The following is a 15,948-nucleotide window of genomic DNA, read 5'->3' on the forward strand; positions in this document are numbered from 1 at the left end:
GAGCGCCCGGCCCAGACGACCGCCCGAGAAGGCGCGCGCTTCGGGCGGGGCGGCGCTTACGGGAGTCGGCCTGGCGGCCGCCTCCGGAGGAGGCCGTATGGAGGGGCCGTACAGGGGGCCGCGCGGAGGGGCCGCGCGCCAGGGCCAGTTCCGGGGCAGGGCCGCTCCCCTGGGAGAGCACCGCCTTCGCGGCCCGCGCCCCAGGCCGGGTGGCGCGGACGGCGGGAGGCTCCGGGAGGAAGGGGCCGTCCCAGGGGCCCATCCCAAGGGGCTCAGTCACGGCTGCCCAGGCCAGGCATCACGTTCAAAAGGCTGCGGCGCGCCTGGGTGGGCGCCGCAGCCCATGACAGGGCCGTCAGGCCGGGATCTGGGTGGGCCTGGGGCGCTTGCGGCGCTGGAAGGGGAGGAAGCGGTCGGCGAGGTGGGGGCGGGAGGGGGTCAGGGTGGGCTCGACGGCGATGATGCGGTCGAAGCGGAACGCCCTGATGCCCCGGCGCATCCGGCAGACGCCGACGAGGTACCAGTGTTCGCGGTGCACCAGGCAGGTGACGGGCTCGACGTCGCGGCTGGTGACGGTGCCGGAGGCGTCGCGGTAGTGGAGGCGGACCATCATCCGGCTGGTGATGGCGTCGGCGATGAGCCGGGCGCGGGAGGCGACGTCGACGGGGAGCGGGTCGGTGAGGGTCGCGAGCGTGGTCGCGATGACGGCGTCGTCGAGGTCCAGATGGTCGAAGGCGTGCTGGAGGCCGCGCCTGGCGGTGACGGCCTGGGGGCCCGATCCCAGGTGTGCGAGGGACAGGGCGAGGGCGGCGATCTCGGCGGTCGTCAGCGGGCGGGTCTGGGGCTTCACGACTGTAGCCATACCCCAAGAATAGGTAACGCCACCGACAGTTTTCGAAAACCTGTACGGCATCGCCGTACAGGTTGACGAGGTCAGCGGGAGAGCTGCGACAGGTCGCGGGACGCGCCGGTGGAGGCGGACGTGGTCATGGCCGCGTACGCCTGGAGGGCGGCGCTGACCGGACGCTGGCGCTCGCGCGGCCGGTAGCCGCCGAGGTCGGCGAGCAGCCGTTCGCGGCGGGCGGCCAGCTCGGCCTCGGGAACGCGCAGCTCCAGCTTGCGGGCCGGGATGTCGATGTCGATCAGGTCGCCGTCCTCGACGAGCGCGATCGCGCCGCCCTCGGCGGCCTCGGGGGAGGCGTGGCCGATGGACAGGCCCGAGGTGCCGCCGGAGAAGCGGCCGTCGGTGACGAGCGCGCACGCCTTGCCCAGGCCCTTGCCCTTGAGGAACGAGGTCGGGTAGAGCATCTCCTGCATGCCGGGCCCGCCCTTGGGGCCCTCGTAGCGGATGACCACCACGTCGCCCTCCTTGACGCGCCCGCCGAGGATGCCGTCGACGGCGTCCTCCTGCGACTCGAACACGACCGCGGGCCCGCTGAACTTCCAGATCGACTCGTCGACCCCGGCGGTCTTCACGACGGCGCCGTCGCGCGAGATGTTGCCGTAGAGGACGGCCAGGCCGCCGTCGGCGGTGTAGGCGTGCTCCAGGTCGCGCACGCATCCGGCGGCGCGGTCGAGGTCGAGGTCGTCCCAGCGGTTGTCCTGCGAATAGGGCTTGACGGTGCGGACGTTGCCCGGCGCGGCGTGCCACAGCTCGACGGCCTCGGGCAGCACGGTCGGGGAGGCCGGGTCCCAGGCGGCGAGCGTCTCGCCGAGGGTGCCGCCGTTGACCGTGGGCACGTCGCGGTGGAGCAGCCCGGCGCGGTCGAGCTCGCCGAGGATGGCGGGGATGCCGCCGGCCCGGTGGACGTCCTCGATGTGGTATTTGTTCGTCGCCGGGGCGACCTTGCACAGGCACGGCACGCGCTGCGAGATCTCGTTGATCTCCTTGAGGCCGAAGTCGACCTCGGCCTCGCGGGCGGCGGCCAGGATGTGCAGGATCGTGTTGGTGGAGCCGCCCATCGCCACGTCGAGCGCCATCGCGTTCTCGAAGGCGTCGCGGGTGGCGATCGAGCGCGGCAGCACCGACTCGTCGTCGTCCTCGTAGTAGCGCCGGGTGATCTCCACGAGCGTGCGGCCGGCGTCCTCGAACAGCTGCTTGCGGCGCTTGTGCGTGGCCAGGATCGTGCCGTTGCCGGGCAGGGCCAGGCCCATCGCCTCGGCCAGGCAGTTCATGGAGTTGGCGGTGAACATGCCGGAGCACGAGCCGCAGGTGGGGCAGGCATTCTCCTCCAGCTCCAGCAGCTCGGCGTCGGACACCGACTCGTCGGCGGCGGCGATCATCGGGTCGATGAGGTCGAGCTTGCGGCCGGGCGTCTTGCCCGCCTCCATCGGGCCGCCGGAGACGAAGACCGTGGGGATGTTGAGCCGGAAGGCGGCCAGCAGCATGCCCGGCGTGATCTTGTCGCAGTTGGAGACGCAGATCAGCGCGTCGGCGCAGTGGGCGTTGACCATGTACTCGACGGCGTCGGCGATCAGCTCGCGCGACGGCAGCGAGTAGAGCATGCCGCCGTGGCCCATCGCGATGCCGTCGTCGACGGCGATCGTGTTGAACTCGCGCGGGATGGCCCCCGCCTCGCGGATCGCCGCGGACACCACGTCACCCACGTCGCGCAGGTGCACGTGACCGGGGACGAACTGGGTGAAGCTGTTGGCCACCGCGATGATCGGTTTCCCGAGGTCGCTCCCGGCTACGCCGGTCGCCCGGAGCAGGGCCCGGGCACCGGCCATGTTCCTGCCGTGGGTGACTGTACGTGACCTGAGGGCGGGCATCGGCGTTCTCCCATCGCTAGCGTCTACACATGGTACGGCCAACCGCTCGGTAGCTGAGACGGTTGTCCACAGCGCGGACACCAGCGACGGGTGGAGTGTCAGCCCTCGCCGTAGCGCGGAGGCAGCACCTGCTCGGCGATCTCGTAGATCCGGTCGATCTCCGTGTCGGTCAGCGCGCGCTCCCGCTTGGTGATCCACCTGCGGGCGCGGCCGCCCTCGTAGACGTCGACGCCGCGGATCGTCATGATCTTCCAGGGCACGGGCGGGCCGTAGATCGCCAGCGACGGCGTGACCGAGACCTCCCGGCCGTAGGACTTGCTGATCAGCTCGCTGGCCTGGGCGGCCTCCCACTTGGCCTCGGTGATGCGGGGCTTCATGTCGAACGGGCCGTGGAAGAGCTTCTTGCCCATCTGGACCCGTACGGGAAGGCGCTTGTCCCACTTCTCCGAGTCGACCGCGTAGACGCCTGTGGGGCCGACCACGAGGTGGTCGATCTGCGCCTCGCTGCCCGGGATCGCCCTGGCGTGGAGCGTGCGGTAGCCGCCGCGCTCCAGCTTGCGCAGCTGGGCCTCCGTGCGGCGCTCGGCCACGGAGGACCGCCGCCACGCCGGCACCGTCGAGTTGGAGCGGGCCCGGTAGACCGTCTCCAGGATCGCCGCGACCACGGCCGCGGTCGCGCCCGCGCGCCAGTCGCTCACCAGGAAGCCCACGACGACGCCGACCGCGAGCGCCACCAGCGCCCTGTTGCGCAGCCGGCGGAACCTCGGCTGCTGCAGCAGGCTGCGCACGGACGCGCGCTCGACCGGCGCGAACGTGGAGGTGGGCGCCGAAGGTTTGGCGGCGGCGGTCTGCTCGCTTTCGGGTCTGTCGCTCACCCAGATGGGAGAGGTGTTGTGACCGTCTTCACGCTGAGGGTCGGAGTCCACGCAACTCACCGTAGCCCGAGGTTTCGATCGATTCCTAGTGTTGCCTTGTCCATAGTTTTATGGCCCAGCTCACCGTGTTCTACGCCCGATTTCCGGGTACTTATACCTTCCTCTCTAGAGAGGTGCGCCCCGGCTCCTGCAAGATTACAGGTGGCCGCGCGACCAGCGGAGGGCGTACAACCATGCGCATGCGTACGGTGCTGATCCAGACCGACACCAGCGTGGCCGCCGAGCTCGCGCCGGGCGAGACCGCCACGTTCGGCCGCGGCGCCCAGGACGTCCCCGTGGACATCGTGGTGGCCGACCGGGCCGTGTCCAGGCTCGCCGGGCGCATCCAGGCCGTCGAGGACTACTGGCTCATCAGCAACCTCACCCCCGACCGCACCTACGTCGTGGAGAACCCCGAAGGCGGCGGCGAGTTCGTCAAGGTGCCGCCGCGCCGCCTGTCGATGCCGGTGCCGTTCGAGTTCTCGCGGGTGATCCTGCCGGGCGAGCACGGCACGACCGGCTTCCTGGTGTTTGCGCCCGAGCACCTGTACGGGACGGCCGCCGCGCCCGCGGCCACCGGCGAGGCCACCCGGGGCGTCTACCCGCTGGACAGGACCGCCAAGTACTTCCTCATCCTCGTCGCGCTCTGCGAGCCCCGGCTGCGCGACCCGTCCAGCACCGTCGTGCCCACCGTGCCCCAGCTCATCGAACGCCTGGCCGGTCACGGCCTGACCAGGAGCGGCGTCAACTTCCACATCGACTACCTGGCCAGGACCAAGCTCCGCGTCAAGCAGGCCGACGACGCCGGCAAGGCCGACTGGCAGCGGGCCGCGCTCATCAACCTGGCGCTCCGCTTCGACCTGGTGAGGGACGCCGACCTGCGGCTGCTGCCGGGGCAGTCAGCGGCGGGCGGTCACTTGTCCTGATACTGGTCGCGGTAGCGCAGGACCTCCTCGACGTGCTTCTTCCACTTCGACGGCACGCCCATGTCGCGGCGCACCGGGTCCACGCCCGTCACGAACAGCGCCGACAGCCGGGCCGCCGGGTCCATCGGCACGTCGGCGACCTTCGGGCCGAGCGCGCAGAAGAACCGGCCCATCGCCGGGATCGACAGCTCGGGGCTCAGCGGCGGCTTCGGGATCGGGTCCTCCAGGCCGCCCGGCTGCCAGTGCTGCAGCACCGAGGGCGTCCAGCGGGCGATGCCGTACTCGTCGCCTTCCGGGTCGCTCAGGTCGGGGTCGAAGTCGCTCTGCACCTTGAGGATCGCGGCGATCAGCGCGGGGGAGAGCCCGTCGACGTCGTGGCACCAGGTGCCGGCCTCGATGATCAGCTCCCGGTACTGCGGCGGGATGCCGGCGTCGGTGCGCAGGCCCGCCGCCACTGTGCTGCCCGTGCTCGTCGTGCCGCCCTGCGGTGTCCCGCCGCCCGGGGTGCGCAGGGCCAGCACGGCGGCGGTCACCGCCACGGCCAGCGCCAGCGCCGCCCCGGCGACCGTGACCACGCGCATCCGGTCGACCGGCCGCTTCTCCAGGATTTCAGGGGCGGGGGGCTCCGGCGGCTCGCCCGCGGCGGGCCGGAACGGCGGCACGGTGTGCTCCGGCCCCGCCTGCTCGTCCCCGGGGCGGGGCTCGTGGAGTCCGTGGATGGCGGACGGGGTCGTGGGGGCGCCGCGACCGCCTGACGGCTCGCTCGCGACACCCGGGGGGATCGTCTCCACGGGCGGCTGGACCTTGGCTGCGCCGTGGCCGGCCGGGGGAGGATCGGCCCGGGGAAGATCGGCAGGGAGAGGATCGGCCGCGAGCGCGGCGGCGAAGGCGGCGGCGGTGGGCCAGCGGCGCTCGGGGTCCGGGTCGATGGCCTTCATGACGGCCGCGCTCACGTGCTCGGGGACGTCGGGCCGCAGCCGGTGGGGCGCGAGGCGGACCGCGCCTGAGCCGGGGATCCGGCCGGTAAGCAGGTGGTAGGCCATCGCACCGAGCCCGTGGACGTCGGCGCGCCGGTCGGGGGAGCCGTCCATGCGCATCTGTTCGGGCGCCATGTAACCGGGCGACCCGGCCGCGATGGTGTGGCTGGTGGCGTCGGCGAGGGAGCGGGCCACGCCGAGGTCGGCCACCATCAGCCGCTCGCCGCCTCCGGCCAGCGAGCGGAACAGCACGTTGGACGGCTTGAGGTCGCGGTGCACGATGCCCATCCGGTGCAGCACCTCGACGCCCTCGGCGACCTCGCCGATGACGCGGACGGCCTCGCCGACCGGCAGCGGCCCGTCACGCAACCGGCCGGACAAAGAGCCCATGTCGGCATACGTCATGACGAAATACGGCCGCCCGTCGGGCAGCTCGCCGATGTCGTGCACCTGCACGATGCGCGGCGAGTCGGCCTGCCGCAACAGCCGCGCCTCCTTGACGAACCGCTCGCGCACCTCCGGCTCGGCTGCCCAGTTGTCGGCCAGCACCTTGATCGCCACGTACGAGTCGAGCCGCTCGTCCATGGCCAGCCAGACGGTCGCGAAGGCGCCCGAGCCGAGGGGGCGTTCGACGGGATACCGGCCGATCGTCTCTGGAGCTACCACCGTGATGTTGACCTCGTCTTGGGGATCTTGTGTCAAGACTCTCATGGGAGGGTCTGGCCGGACAGACGAACCGGGATTACGGTCTTGGTGTGGACAGCGCGCTGGAGATCCTGCTCTTCCTCGTCGGGATGTCGCTGGCCCTGTTCCTGCTGATCAGCCTGCTGGTCATGGTGCCGGGCCGGGGCTCGGCACGCAGGGCGGAGGCGGCGCCGGTGTGGTTCGGCGGGCCGGGGCGCGGCGAGCACGGCGTGAGCACGTCCGGCCTGGTGCTGGTCGACCGGCCGCCGAGCTGGCTGCCCGAGCCCGGCGCCGACTGGGCGACGGCCGCCGAGACGGCCGAGCCCAGCAGACGGGTCGGCGGCGCGTCGGCGGGCTGGTGACCGCGATGCGCACGCTCACCGCCCCGCAGGCCGACGACGTCAGGCGCGCGCTGCTCGCCGCCGAGCGGCGCACCGGGCTGCGCTTCGGCCTCTACCTCGGCCCGCCCCGCGGCGGCCGCCGCCACTTCGCCGAGAAGCTGCACGCCGCGCTCGGCGCCGAGTCGCCCGACGCGGTCGTCGTCCTCGTCGACGTACGGGGCCGCGCCCTGGAGATCGTCACCGGCGAGAACGCCCGCCGCCGCCTCCCGGACGCCTCCTGCCGGCTCACCGGCATGTCCATGGCCACCGCCTTCGGCGCCGGCGACCTCGTCGGCGGCATCCTGTACGGCATCGGCGCGCTCGCCGAACAGGCCACCGCCAGACGGTAGGCGAAGGCGCCACCTGCGCCCCCGCGGAAGGCGGCGCCCTCATGCTCCTTCCTAGCCGAGGGGGCCGCCGGGGTCAGCCTGGAGGGTTTCAGGGGGTCTGCTGTTCCAGCAGCTCGACGATGTGCCGGCTGACCCCGGCCAGCAGCGTGGCCGGGCCGAGCGGCGCGGCGGCCACGGCCGAGAACAGCGACGGCAGCCCCGGCAGCGGGAAGCCGTCGTCCTTGGCCGCCGCCGCGCCGACCGGGTTCTTGTCCAGGACGGCCCGGCTGCGCTCCCACGCCTCCAGCACCTCCTCCGGCGACGGCACCCCGAAGCCGTGGCCCACCGGGGCCGCGTGGCGCAGCCGTACCAGCGGGGTGTCCGCGAACGCCAGCGCGGTGCGGGCCCGCACGTGCAGGTCGGCGCGCGGCTCCGGCTCGATCCAGTCCATGGCCGTGCAGGGGTTGCGGCAGCCCGCCACGCAGACGGCGAGCGCCCCGGCGACCTGGCTGTGCTGCCGGTCGAAGTACGCGCGCCAGCCCTCGGCGGGCTCACCGGCGACGCGGAGGGTCCGGTTGGTGGCGGACTGCTCGGACTTGGTGTGGTCGCAGTCGCGGTCGCCGATCACGCCGAACCTGCTGCCCGTCGCGCTCAGCCCGGCCGGCCAGCGCGCCGGGTCGCCGGCGTGGCCGAGATGCGGCTCGAAGGCGAGCAGCGGCAGGTATTCGGCCGCGATGTGCACGGCGGCGATCATCGGGCTCAGCTCGCGCCGGTGCCACCGGACGGCGATGACCTCGAGCAGCAGCTCGTAGGCGGGGCGCAGCGACTCCAGCGCGCCCCTGGGCTGCTCGCGCGGCGTCTGCGGCATGTGGCAGGCGCGCGCCTGGCGCCGCAGCCCGGCGGGAACCGCCTTGGCGTCGGCGGCGAAATCCTCGGCGTCGAGTGACAACAGCCGCTGCCCGAACTCGCAGACCTCGGCGATGCGCTCGCCGGGCGCCAGCGCGCCGAGGTCCGCGAAGGCGTAGCGCCTGGCCAGTGCGATGAACAGGTCACGGGTCGTCTCCACTTGATCACCCTCTCACGGTGCGCGAACCATCCTGAAACCTTAGAGATGGCCGCGGGCGCACCGGCACGCTGGACTGTCAGCCATGGACATGCATTGGACTGTGTCAAGTTACGTGCACCTCGACGACGAACGCGACGGGAGCTGATCACCACGTAGTCTGGGCAGGGTGTCCGTTGCGTCGCGTGGAGTCCTGTTCGGTGTCGCGGCGTACGTCCTGTGGGGGTTGTCGGCGCTCTACTGGCCGCTGGTCGAGCCGACCGGGCCGATGGAGATCCTGGCGCTGCGGGTGGTCTGGTCGCCGGTCGCGATCGGCCTGCTCGTGCTCGCCCTCGGCCGCGCCCGCCGGGTGCTGGAGATCCTGCGGCGGCCCCGCGACGTGGCGCTGCTCACCCTGGCCAGCCTGCTGACCTCGGTCAACTGGGCGCTGTTCATCTGGGCGACGATGAACGGGCACGTGGTCGACGCCTCGCTCGGCTACTTCATCACGCCGCTGGTCAGCGTCGCCTTCGGGGTGATCGTCTTCCGGGAGCGGCTGCGCCCGTGGCAGTGGGCCGCGATCGCGCTCGCCGCCGTCACGGTCGTCGTCCTGACGATCGAGTACGGGGGGCCGCCCTGGATCGCGCTGGGCCTGGCGGTGACGTTCGGCAGCTACGGCCTGATCAAGAAGCGGCTGGCCGTGGGCTCCATCGAGGGGCTCATGGTGGAGACCGCGGTGCTGTTCCCGTTCGCCCTGGTCTGGACGGTGTGGCTGCAGGCGTCGGGACAGGCCACGTTCGGGCACGTGTCGTGGGCCAACACGCTGCTCGGGATCGGCTCCGGGTTCGTCATGATGGTGCCGATGCTGCTGTTCAGCGCCGCCGCGACGAAGATCCCGCTGAGCGTGACCGGCATGCTGCAGTACATCGAGCCGATCGTGCAGTTCCTCGTCGGGCTGCTGGTCTTCCGCGAGCCGATGCCGGCCACCCGCTGGCTGGCCTTCGGGCTGCTGTGGATGGCGCTGGCGGTGCTGACGGCCGACGGGCTCAGGCCACGGGGTCGGGGTCGCGGCGCTCGCCCACCTCGAGCGCGCTCCGCTCGATCATCTCGAACTGCCGCATCAGACGTTCGAGGTCAGGAGGGGACACCGTGAACGTGTCGTGCACGGCCTCGCCCGCGGCGGTGTAGCTGAGCTCGTGGCCGCACGCCCCGTCCCACACGCCGGTGATCACCCGCATGGCCGGGGGCAGCCGGTCGACCTGCACGCGGCGCACCTTGACCCCGGCCTCGATCTGCTCGCGGGCCAGCGCGTCGAGCGCGTCGGTCCACTCGTGGTAGATGAACACCCGGCGGATCTCCACGCCCCGCCTGAGCGCCTCGACCTGCGCCTGCCAGTATTGCCTGCCCACAGGCTGGAGCCACCACGACAGGTCGACCGACGGCACGCTGGTGACGCACATCGACTCGCGTGACTGCTCGATCAGCTTGAGGAACACCCCGGCGTCGCCGTAGGGGGCGCGGAAGTGGCCGCGCTCCAGGTCGGCGAGCGTGCGCAGGCACTCCTCGAAGGCGTTGCGGCAGGCGTCCTCGGCGGGGGTGCCCTTGTACTCGCGCTCGACGTGCTTGGCAGCCCGGAGCATGGGCTCCATCAGGTCGGGCAGCCAGGGGATCTTCTCGATGGTGGAGACCATGTGGCCGACCCGGGTCTCGTGGTCGATCCGGCGCTTCTCCCGCAGCAGGGTCTGGATCTGCAGGGTGATGACGCCGCCGATGAGCCCGGCCACGGTGCCCAGCGCCTGCGCGGCGTCCTCACGGACGTAGAAGATCACCGCCAGGAGGACCGACAGGCCGGTGCCGATGATCAGGACGGGGTCGACGATGATCGAATGCCTTTTGGCGGGCCTCTTCACCAGGGGGCTCCCAGGGCAGGGCGTGGGGGGACAAGGCGCAAATATAGTCGATCATGGTGAGAGTCACGGGCAGGGTGCCCGGATGCACTGTATGTCGCCCGGCGGCTCCGACACGGTCGGTTCGCTGGTCGGCTCCTCGGACGGCGGGGTGGTCGGCTGCTCCGTCGGCTCGGGCTCGGGCTCGGGGTCCGGCGGCGGAGTGGGCGTCGTGGTGGGCGTGACGGTCGGGCCGGCCGTCACGGTGGACGTGGGCGTCGGGGTGGGCGTGGCCTGGCTGGGGCGCGTGCCGGGGGAGCGCTTGGACGGCGGGGCGAGCTTCGTGCCCGGCGACGGCGCGGCGCCGGTGGTGACGCCCGCCGACGCCTGCTGGGTGAGCGCCGGGACGACGCCCTGCTCGCCGCCCGCGGTCTGGGCCGGGCGCAGCCACACCCCGCCCGCGACGGCGGCGCTGACGATCACGGCGGCGGCCACGGCCAGCACGGCCGGGGCCAGGCGGCGGCGGCGCGGCTCCGCGAACGAGGCGGGCGCGTCGAAGGCGCGGCGGGCGGCCTCGGCCATCTGCTCGGCCGACTCCCAGCGCCGCTCGGGCGCTTTCTCCAGCGCCTTCGCCACGACGTGGCGCGGCCCCGGCGGCACCTCCGACGGCAGCGTGGGCGTGGCCGCGTGCAGGTGCTTGTAGATGATCTGGACGGGCGTGTCGCCCTCGAACGGGAGCCGGCCGGTCAGGCACTCGAAGCCCACCACGCCCAGCGCGTAGACGTCGACCGCGGGCGTCACCTCGCTGGCCGTGGCCAGCTCGGGCGCGCAGTAGCCGGCCGAGCAGAGCATCGCCCCGGTGGCGGTGAGCTGACCTGCCGACGCCGAATGCGCGATGCCGAAGTCGGTGAGCGCCACCGAGCCGCCTGGCCTGATCAGCAGGTTGGCGGGCTTGACGTCGCGGTGCACGATGCCCTGCCGGTGGGCGGCGGCCAGCGCGTCGCCGACCTCGGCGATCAGCCGCATGGTCGCCGCCGGGCTGAGCGGGCCGCGGCTCAGCACCCGGTCGAGGGACTCGCCCTGGACGAACTCCATCACCAGGAAGCTGAGCCGGCGCTCGCCGATCTCGCAGGTGCCGTAGTCGTAGACGTCGACCACGCCCGGATGGCGGAGCGTGGCCATGGCCCTGGCCTCGTTGTGGAAGCGCCGCAGGAACGTGGCGTCCTCGCTCAGGGCCGGCATCAGCACCTTGACGGCGACGGTGCGGCCGAGGACCGTGTCGTCGGCACGCCAGACCTCGCCCATGCCGCCACCGCCCAGGCGGCTGGTCAGCGTGTAGCGGTCGTTGAGCGTGGTCCCGGAACCGAGCACGTTATCGAGGCTAACACCGCCGCTCGGCTGCACACGCCCTTTCGCCGCCGCTCAGAACGCGCCGGTCGTGGCGCCCCTCAAGCGGCGAACACGGGCGACAGCTCTGGCCAGCGCTCCGCCGCGCACAGCACCGGCGGGCGGTCGAGCGGGGCGGGCAGCACGACCTCCCGCCCGCTGCCGAGCGGGCGGCCGGTCCAGACGTCCACCCAGTCCCCCTCAGGGAGATAGACCGAAATTTCCGAAACGTTGGGATCGGTCACCGGTGCCACCAGCAACGCGTCCCCCAGCTTGAACTGCAACGGACGCCGCCACACCGCCGGATCGCCCGGATGGTCGAAGAACAGCCCGCGCATCAGCGGCGCCCCGTCCAGCGCCCGGCGCGCCTGCTCCGCCAGGTAGGGCACCAGCCGCTCGCGCACCTCCACCAGCCGCCTGAACACCGGGATCACCCGCTCGTCCCCGGTCTGCGCCGCGACGTTCCACGGCGTCCGGTCCCGGATCGGCGTGCGATGGTGGTTGAACTCCGAGTGATACTGCATGATCGGCATGAACGCCGCCGCCCCGGCCGCCCGCAGATAGAGCTCCGCATCCGGCACCGGGCCGGAGAACCCGGCCAGGTCCCAGCCCCAGTAGACGATCCCGCACGCCGAGGCCGTGATCCCCGCCCTGACCGAGGAGCGGAACGCCTCCCACGTGGAGTCCTCGTCCCCCGCCCAGAACGCGCCGTGCGCCTGCGACCCGGCGAACCCGGCCCGGCTGAACGTCACCGGCGCCTTGCCGTGCCGCCGCAGCAGGTCGCCGAACGCCCGCGCGTAGTGCACCGGGTACAGCCCGTTGCCGTCGTCGCCCCGGCGGCCGTCGGCGTAACGCAGGTCGTGACCCCAGGCGTGCTCGCCGCCGTCGGTCTTGAACCCGTCGATCCCCACCTCGTCCACCAGGTACGCCCGCTTGGCCGTCCACCAGTCGCGCACCCGCGCCGACGACAGGTCAGGCATGAGCGCCAGCGGGAACCACCAGCCCCGGTTCCGGTACGGCCGGCCGTCGGCCTCCTTGACCCCGTAGCCGCGCTCGACGAGCTGCCGGGCGTCCACGGCCGCCTGGTGGCGCGGGTGCGGGCGCGTCTTCTGCAGCGGGATCTGCCACAGCAGCACCTTGACGCCGCGTTCGTGCAGCTCGTCCACCATGCCCTTCGGGTCGGGCCACGGCCCGTCCGCCGGGAAGGCGTAGTCGGCCAGCCGGTGCGGCTCCTCCGACGCCTCGTAGCGGGCCCCGCGGAACGCGGTGAACGTCGTCTCGTCGCTCCACGCCTCGATGACCAGCGCGCCGACCGGGATGCGGTGCTCGCGGTGCCGGTCCATCTCGGCCATCACGCGCTCCTGCGTGTTCCACTCGTTGCCGCTGGCCCACAGGCGGAACACCCACGACGGCAGCTCCTCCGGCCGCCCCACGTCGTCCAGGAAGCGCCGCAGCACGTCCGCCGGTGCCCCGCCCTCGTACAGCTCGACGGCCAGCTCGCCGTCCGGGCCGAGCTCCGCCTCGACGCGCAGCCGGCCGGGCACGCTCGCGCCCACGTCGTACCAGGTCCGGCGGCTCGTGACCACGTGGAGGCCCCACGTCGCCCGCGCGCCGACGACCAGGGCGAACGGCATCGGCAGGTACGTCCTGCCGTGCGCGCCCTGCGCCTTGTACTGCTCGAACACCACCGCGTCCAGCTCCCGGCCGCGCTGGTCCACCGCGTCGAACCGCTCGCCGAACCCGACCACGTGCTCGCCGTCGCGCAGCTCCAGCTCGAACCGGACGCGCAGCGGCCCGTCACCGTCGGCCAGCCACCGCACGCTCCCCGGCACCACCCGGTCGCCGCCGCGCACGTCCAGCTTGCCGCCGGCCGCGCCCCACACCGCCGCCGTCACCTCGAACCACCGGGAGGCACGGGTCCGCCCCTCCCCGTCGGCGGCCCGGAACCGGTAGGCGTAGCGCCGCCCGGCCTCCAGCGGCGGCGTCCGCACCGCCCACGACCCGGCGGCGGCCCGCGCGGCCCGCGCCTGCGCGGCGGCCAGGTGCCCGCCGTCGGCGCCCGCCTCCCGCGCGCCGGGGCCGCCCTGCGGCGCGAGCGCGAGCTCCAGCGGAGCCCCGCCGTCCGTCACCCACTCGCACACCACCGACGCCACCGCGGGCGACGCGCGCACGCGCAGCTCCACGGCCTCACCGGCGAGCGGGCGCGCCGGGACGCGCTGGTCCTCGGTGACCGCGTACGGGTGCCCGGACCCGAAGGGACGATGCCGGATCATGCCCGCACCCCCAGCTCGTCGGCGAGGATCAGGTACATGCCGTGCGACCACAGCAGCGGCGTGGCCACCGGGCCCCACCGGTCCAGCCACTCCTGGCGGCGTTCCGGCCAGAGCAGCAGGCCGGGCACCTGCTCGGGCAGGTCGCCCGCGGGCGTCGCCTGCGCGGCCATCCAGTCCAGGTGATGCCGCGCCCGGCCGGGCCGCCCGGCCCGCGCGTGGTTCCAGCCGAGGAACCCGGCCAGCAGCACCCACCGGCCGCCGCCGTAGAAGGTGTCGTCCAGGTAGCGGTAGACGCCGCCGTCGCGGGCGAGCTGCCGCTCCACCTCCGCCACGGTCGCCGCCCCCACCGGGTGCGTGGCCGCGTACAGCCCGAACGGCTCCACGCACGCCAGCAGGCTGCCGTCCACGGCGTCGCTGCCCAGCCACTTGCGCAGGTGCCCGCCCGGGGCGACGCCCTCGGCGGCCACCAGCGCCGCGACGCCCGCCACCGCCGCCGAGGCGGCCTCGGCCTCGGCGGCGCTCAGCACGTCCAGCTCCAGGGCCGCGCGCAGCCCGGCGTGGACCGCGCCGAGCGTCGCCACGTGCCGCTGCTCGACGTGCTCCTCCCACCAGTCGTAGCAGGGCCGGTCCCAGAAGGCCGACAGGTAGCGGGCGGTGGCCCGTACCCCCTTCTCCACGCCCGGAACGGCGCGCCCGTGCCGGGCGGTGTGCTCGCGCAGCGCCCACAGCCAGGTGCCGTAGCCGTCGAGCTGGAAGTCCCACCACTCGTCCGTGCCGTCCACGCCGTCCAGCGTGAACCGGGTGGGCAGCATCTCGGCCTGCGCGACCGGCTCCCCGCGCGCGGCGCGGGCGACGAGCGCGTCCACCTGCCCGGCGCGGTCGCCGACCACCCGGGCGCTCCAGGCGTGGAAGGCGTCGGCCCCGGCCACGTCGCCGTGCCTGCTCACCCCCTCGGCGATGAACGAGCCGTCCCGCAGCCACGAGTAGCCGCGGTAGGCGGAGAAGGTCGGCGAGGCCGGATAGGCGCCGGTGGACGACTGGAGCCTCTGGATCACGTCGAGGCTGTGCGACACGAGGGTCACGGGAACTGGTCTCCTGAAAGGGTCGGGGATCTAGCCGAGCAGTGCGTCGACCTCGGCGGCGGCCGCCTTGAGCGCGTCCGGCACCGGCTTGCGGCCGGAGGCGGCCTCGCTCAGCTCCTTGGTCACGGCGTCCTGCATCTCCTGCTGGCGCTTGATGACCGGCGGCAGCGCGATCGACTCCAGCGCGTCGAAGACCGCCTGCCGGTTGGCGGGCTTCGGATCCTTGAGGTAGCCGGCCAGCACCTGCTGGTCGGCGACCGGCGGCAGCTCCCACGACGAGGCGATGCGGGTGCTCGCGGCGACGTCGGACGACGACAGGAAGCGGGCCCAGGCGTACGCCTCCTTGCCCAGCTTGGTCGTGGACGAGACGGCGACCGCGTTGTGGAAGACCGCGCTGGCCTTGCCCGCGTCACCGGGCTCGACGACGACGTCCCACTCGAACGGCACGTCCTTCAGCCCGGCGAACTGCCAGATGCCGTTGTGCCACATCGCGAGCTTGCCGGACTTGAACAGGTTCGTGTCGTAGTCGGCGGTGCCGCCGATCTCCGCCTCGGTGGGCATCGTCCTGCCGACCTTCGACACCAGCCACTCGGCCGCCTTGACGCCCTGCGGGCTGTCGAAGGCGGACTTCTTGCCGTCGGCCGACAGGAACTCGCCGCCTGCCTGCTTGAGCGTCTTGTAGAACTCGAAGAACTGAACCGGCTGGAAGTCGCCGTAGACGCCCTTCTTCCTGTCCGTCAGCTTCTCTGCCGCCGCCTGCTCGTCCGCCCACGTCCAGTCGGCGGTGGGCAGGTCGACGCCGGCCTCCTCGAACAGGTCCTTGTTGTAGAAGAGCACCACGGTCGAGAACGACGCGGGCAGCGCGTACTGCTTGCCGTCGCGCTTGAAGGCGTTCAGCGACTCGGCCGCGTACGCCGACAGGTCGCCGTCTCCGCCCACGGCGCCCAGGTCGAGCAGCGAACCGGCGCCGGCGTAGGTGACGAAGTTCTCGTAGTTCAGCTCGAAGGTGTCGGGCGCGGTGCCGCCCGCGATGCTGGTCTGGAGCTTGGTGAAGTACTCGTCGAACGGCGCGGTCTCCACCACGACGTCGATCGACGGGTTCTGCTTCTCGAACGCGGCCACGATCGCGTCGAGGTCCTTCACGTGGTCCGGCGCCGCCGAGAACGTGAAGTAGCGCAGCGTCGTCCTGCCGCCCTCGCCGCTCGGCGCCTTCGTGGCCGAACCCTGGGAGCAGGCGGAGGCGAGCAGCGCGGCCGCGAGCGCGGCGGCCACCTTGGTACGTGTCTTCATGGGGGGT

Annotated in this window: 14 protein-coding genes; 4 read left to right on the plus strand and 10 right to left on the minus strand. The window is 72.9% G+C overall.

Translation table 11 applies throughout. The annotated features are described in order from the left end of the window. Positions 1-355: 355 nt before the first annotated feature. The 3 genes from ACBI99_RS36015 to ACBI99_RS36025 form a co-directional block, all read right to left on the minus strand. Entirely contained in the window at positions 356-862 is a 507-nt protein-coding gene (locus tag ACBI99_RS36015) for a WYL domain-containing protein (RefSeq protein WP_357590159.1), read from the minus strand. 71 nt (positions 863-933) lie between these two features. After that, positions 934-2,772: a dihydroxy-acid dehydratase gene (gene ilvD, locus ACBI99_RS36020; RefSeq protein WP_364178725.1), complete on the minus strand. Its 1,839-nt coding sequence runs from the start codon at positions 2,770-2,772 to the stop codon at positions 934-936. A 98-nt stretch (positions 2,773-2,870) separates the two neighbouring features. Continuing rightward, positions 2,871-3,647: a nuclease-related domain-containing protein gene (locus ACBI99_RS36025; protein WP_308126235.1), complete on the minus strand. Its 777-nt coding sequence runs from the start codon at positions 3,645-3,647 to the stop codon at positions 2,871-2,873. 239 nt (positions 3,648-3,886) lie between these two features. Here ACBI99_RS36025 and ACBI99_RS36030 point away from each other — a divergent pair, with 239 nt between their 5' ends. Next, positions 3,887-4,612 (plus strand): winged helix-turn-helix domain-containing protein, encoded by a 726-nt coding sequence (locus tag ACBI99_RS36030; protein WP_375074501.1) that lies wholly within the window; start codon positions 3,887-3,889, stop codon positions 4,610-4,612. Here ACBI99_RS36030 and ACBI99_RS36035 read toward each other — a convergent pair. Further along, entirely contained in the window at positions 4,600-6,291 is a 1,692-nt protein-coding gene (locus ACBI99_RS36035) for a serine/threonine-protein kinase (protein WP_375074502.1), read from the minus strand. The genes ACBI99_RS36030 and ACBI99_RS36035 overlap by 13 nt on opposite strands. A gap of 53 nt (positions 6,292-6,344) precedes the next feature. Between ACBI99_RS36035 and ACBI99_RS36040 the strand changes: the two genes are divergently transcribed. Then, positions 6,345-6,635, plus strand: coding sequence for a hypothetical protein (locus ACBI99_RS36040; protein ID WP_219518701.1), 291 nt, complete (start codon positions 6,345-6,347; stop codon positions 6,633-6,635). Positions 6,636-6,640: 5 nt separating this feature from the next. After that, complete coding sequence (locus ACBI99_RS36045; RefSeq protein WP_357590165.1) at positions 6,641-7,003, plus strand: TPM domain-containing protein; 363 nt, start codon at positions 6,641-6,643, stop codon at positions 7,001-7,003. Between the two features lie 88 nt (positions 7,004-7,091). On the opposite strand, the gene ACBI99_RS36050 is transcribed toward ACBI99_RS36045, so the two are convergent. Next, complete coding sequence (locus tag ACBI99_RS36050; protein ID WP_219518708.1) at positions 7,092-8,048, minus strand: hypothetical protein; 957 nt, start codon at positions 8,046-8,048, stop codon at positions 7,092-7,094. 166 nt (positions 8,049-8,214) lie between these two features. Here ACBI99_RS36050 and rarD point away from each other — a divergent pair, with 166 nt between their 5' ends. Next, a complete protein-coding gene (gene rarD / locus ACBI99_RS36055; RefSeq protein ID WP_375074503.1) occupies positions 8,215-9,177 on the plus strand; it encodes an EamA family transporter RarD in 963 nt (320 codons plus the stop codon). Here rarD and ACBI99_RS36060 read toward each other — a convergent pair. From ACBI99_RS36060 to ACBI99_RS36080, 5 genes are all read right to left on the minus strand, one after another. Next, complete coding sequence (locus ACBI99_RS36060; protein ID WP_219518718.1) at positions 9,071-9,934, minus strand: hypothetical protein; 864 nt, start codon at positions 9,932-9,934, stop codon at positions 9,071-9,073. The genes rarD and ACBI99_RS36060 overlap by 107 nt on opposite strands. Before the next feature lie 63 nt (positions 9,935-9,997). Further along, complete coding sequence (locus tag ACBI99_RS36065) at positions 9,998-11,281, minus strand: serine/threonine-protein kinase (RefSeq protein WP_219518721.1); 1,284 nt, start codon at positions 11,279-11,281, stop codon at positions 9,998-10,000. Between the two features lie 77 nt (positions 11,282-11,358). Then, positions 11,359-13,569, minus strand: coding sequence for a TIM-barrel domain-containing protein (locus tag ACBI99_RS36070; RefSeq protein WP_375074504.1), 2,211 nt, complete (start codon positions 13,567-13,569; stop codon positions 11,359-11,361). Next, positions 13,566-14,651: a glycoside hydrolase family 15 protein gene (locus tag ACBI99_RS36075; RefSeq protein ID WP_219519798.1), complete on the minus strand. Its 1,086-nt coding sequence runs from the start codon at positions 14,649-14,651 to the stop codon at positions 13,566-13,568. The genes ACBI99_RS36070 and ACBI99_RS36075 overlap by 4 nt, the downstream gene beginning before the upstream one ends. A 30-nt stretch (positions 14,652-14,681) precedes the next feature. After that, the gene (locus tag ACBI99_RS36080; protein ID WP_375074505.1) at positions 14,682-15,941 is read right to left on the minus strand and encodes an ABC transporter substrate-binding protein; all 1,260 of its coding nucleotides are present in this window, start codon (positions 15,939-15,941) and stop codon (positions 14,682-14,684) included. Between the last annotated feature and the right edge of the window lie 7 nt (positions 15,942-15,948).

Origin of the sequence: Nonomuraea sp. ATR24, assembly GCF_041950485.1 — a bacterium.
Taxonomy (GTDB): Bacteria; Actinomycetota; Actinomycetes; order Streptosporangiales; family Streptosporangiaceae; genus Nonomuraea; species Nonomuraea ceibae.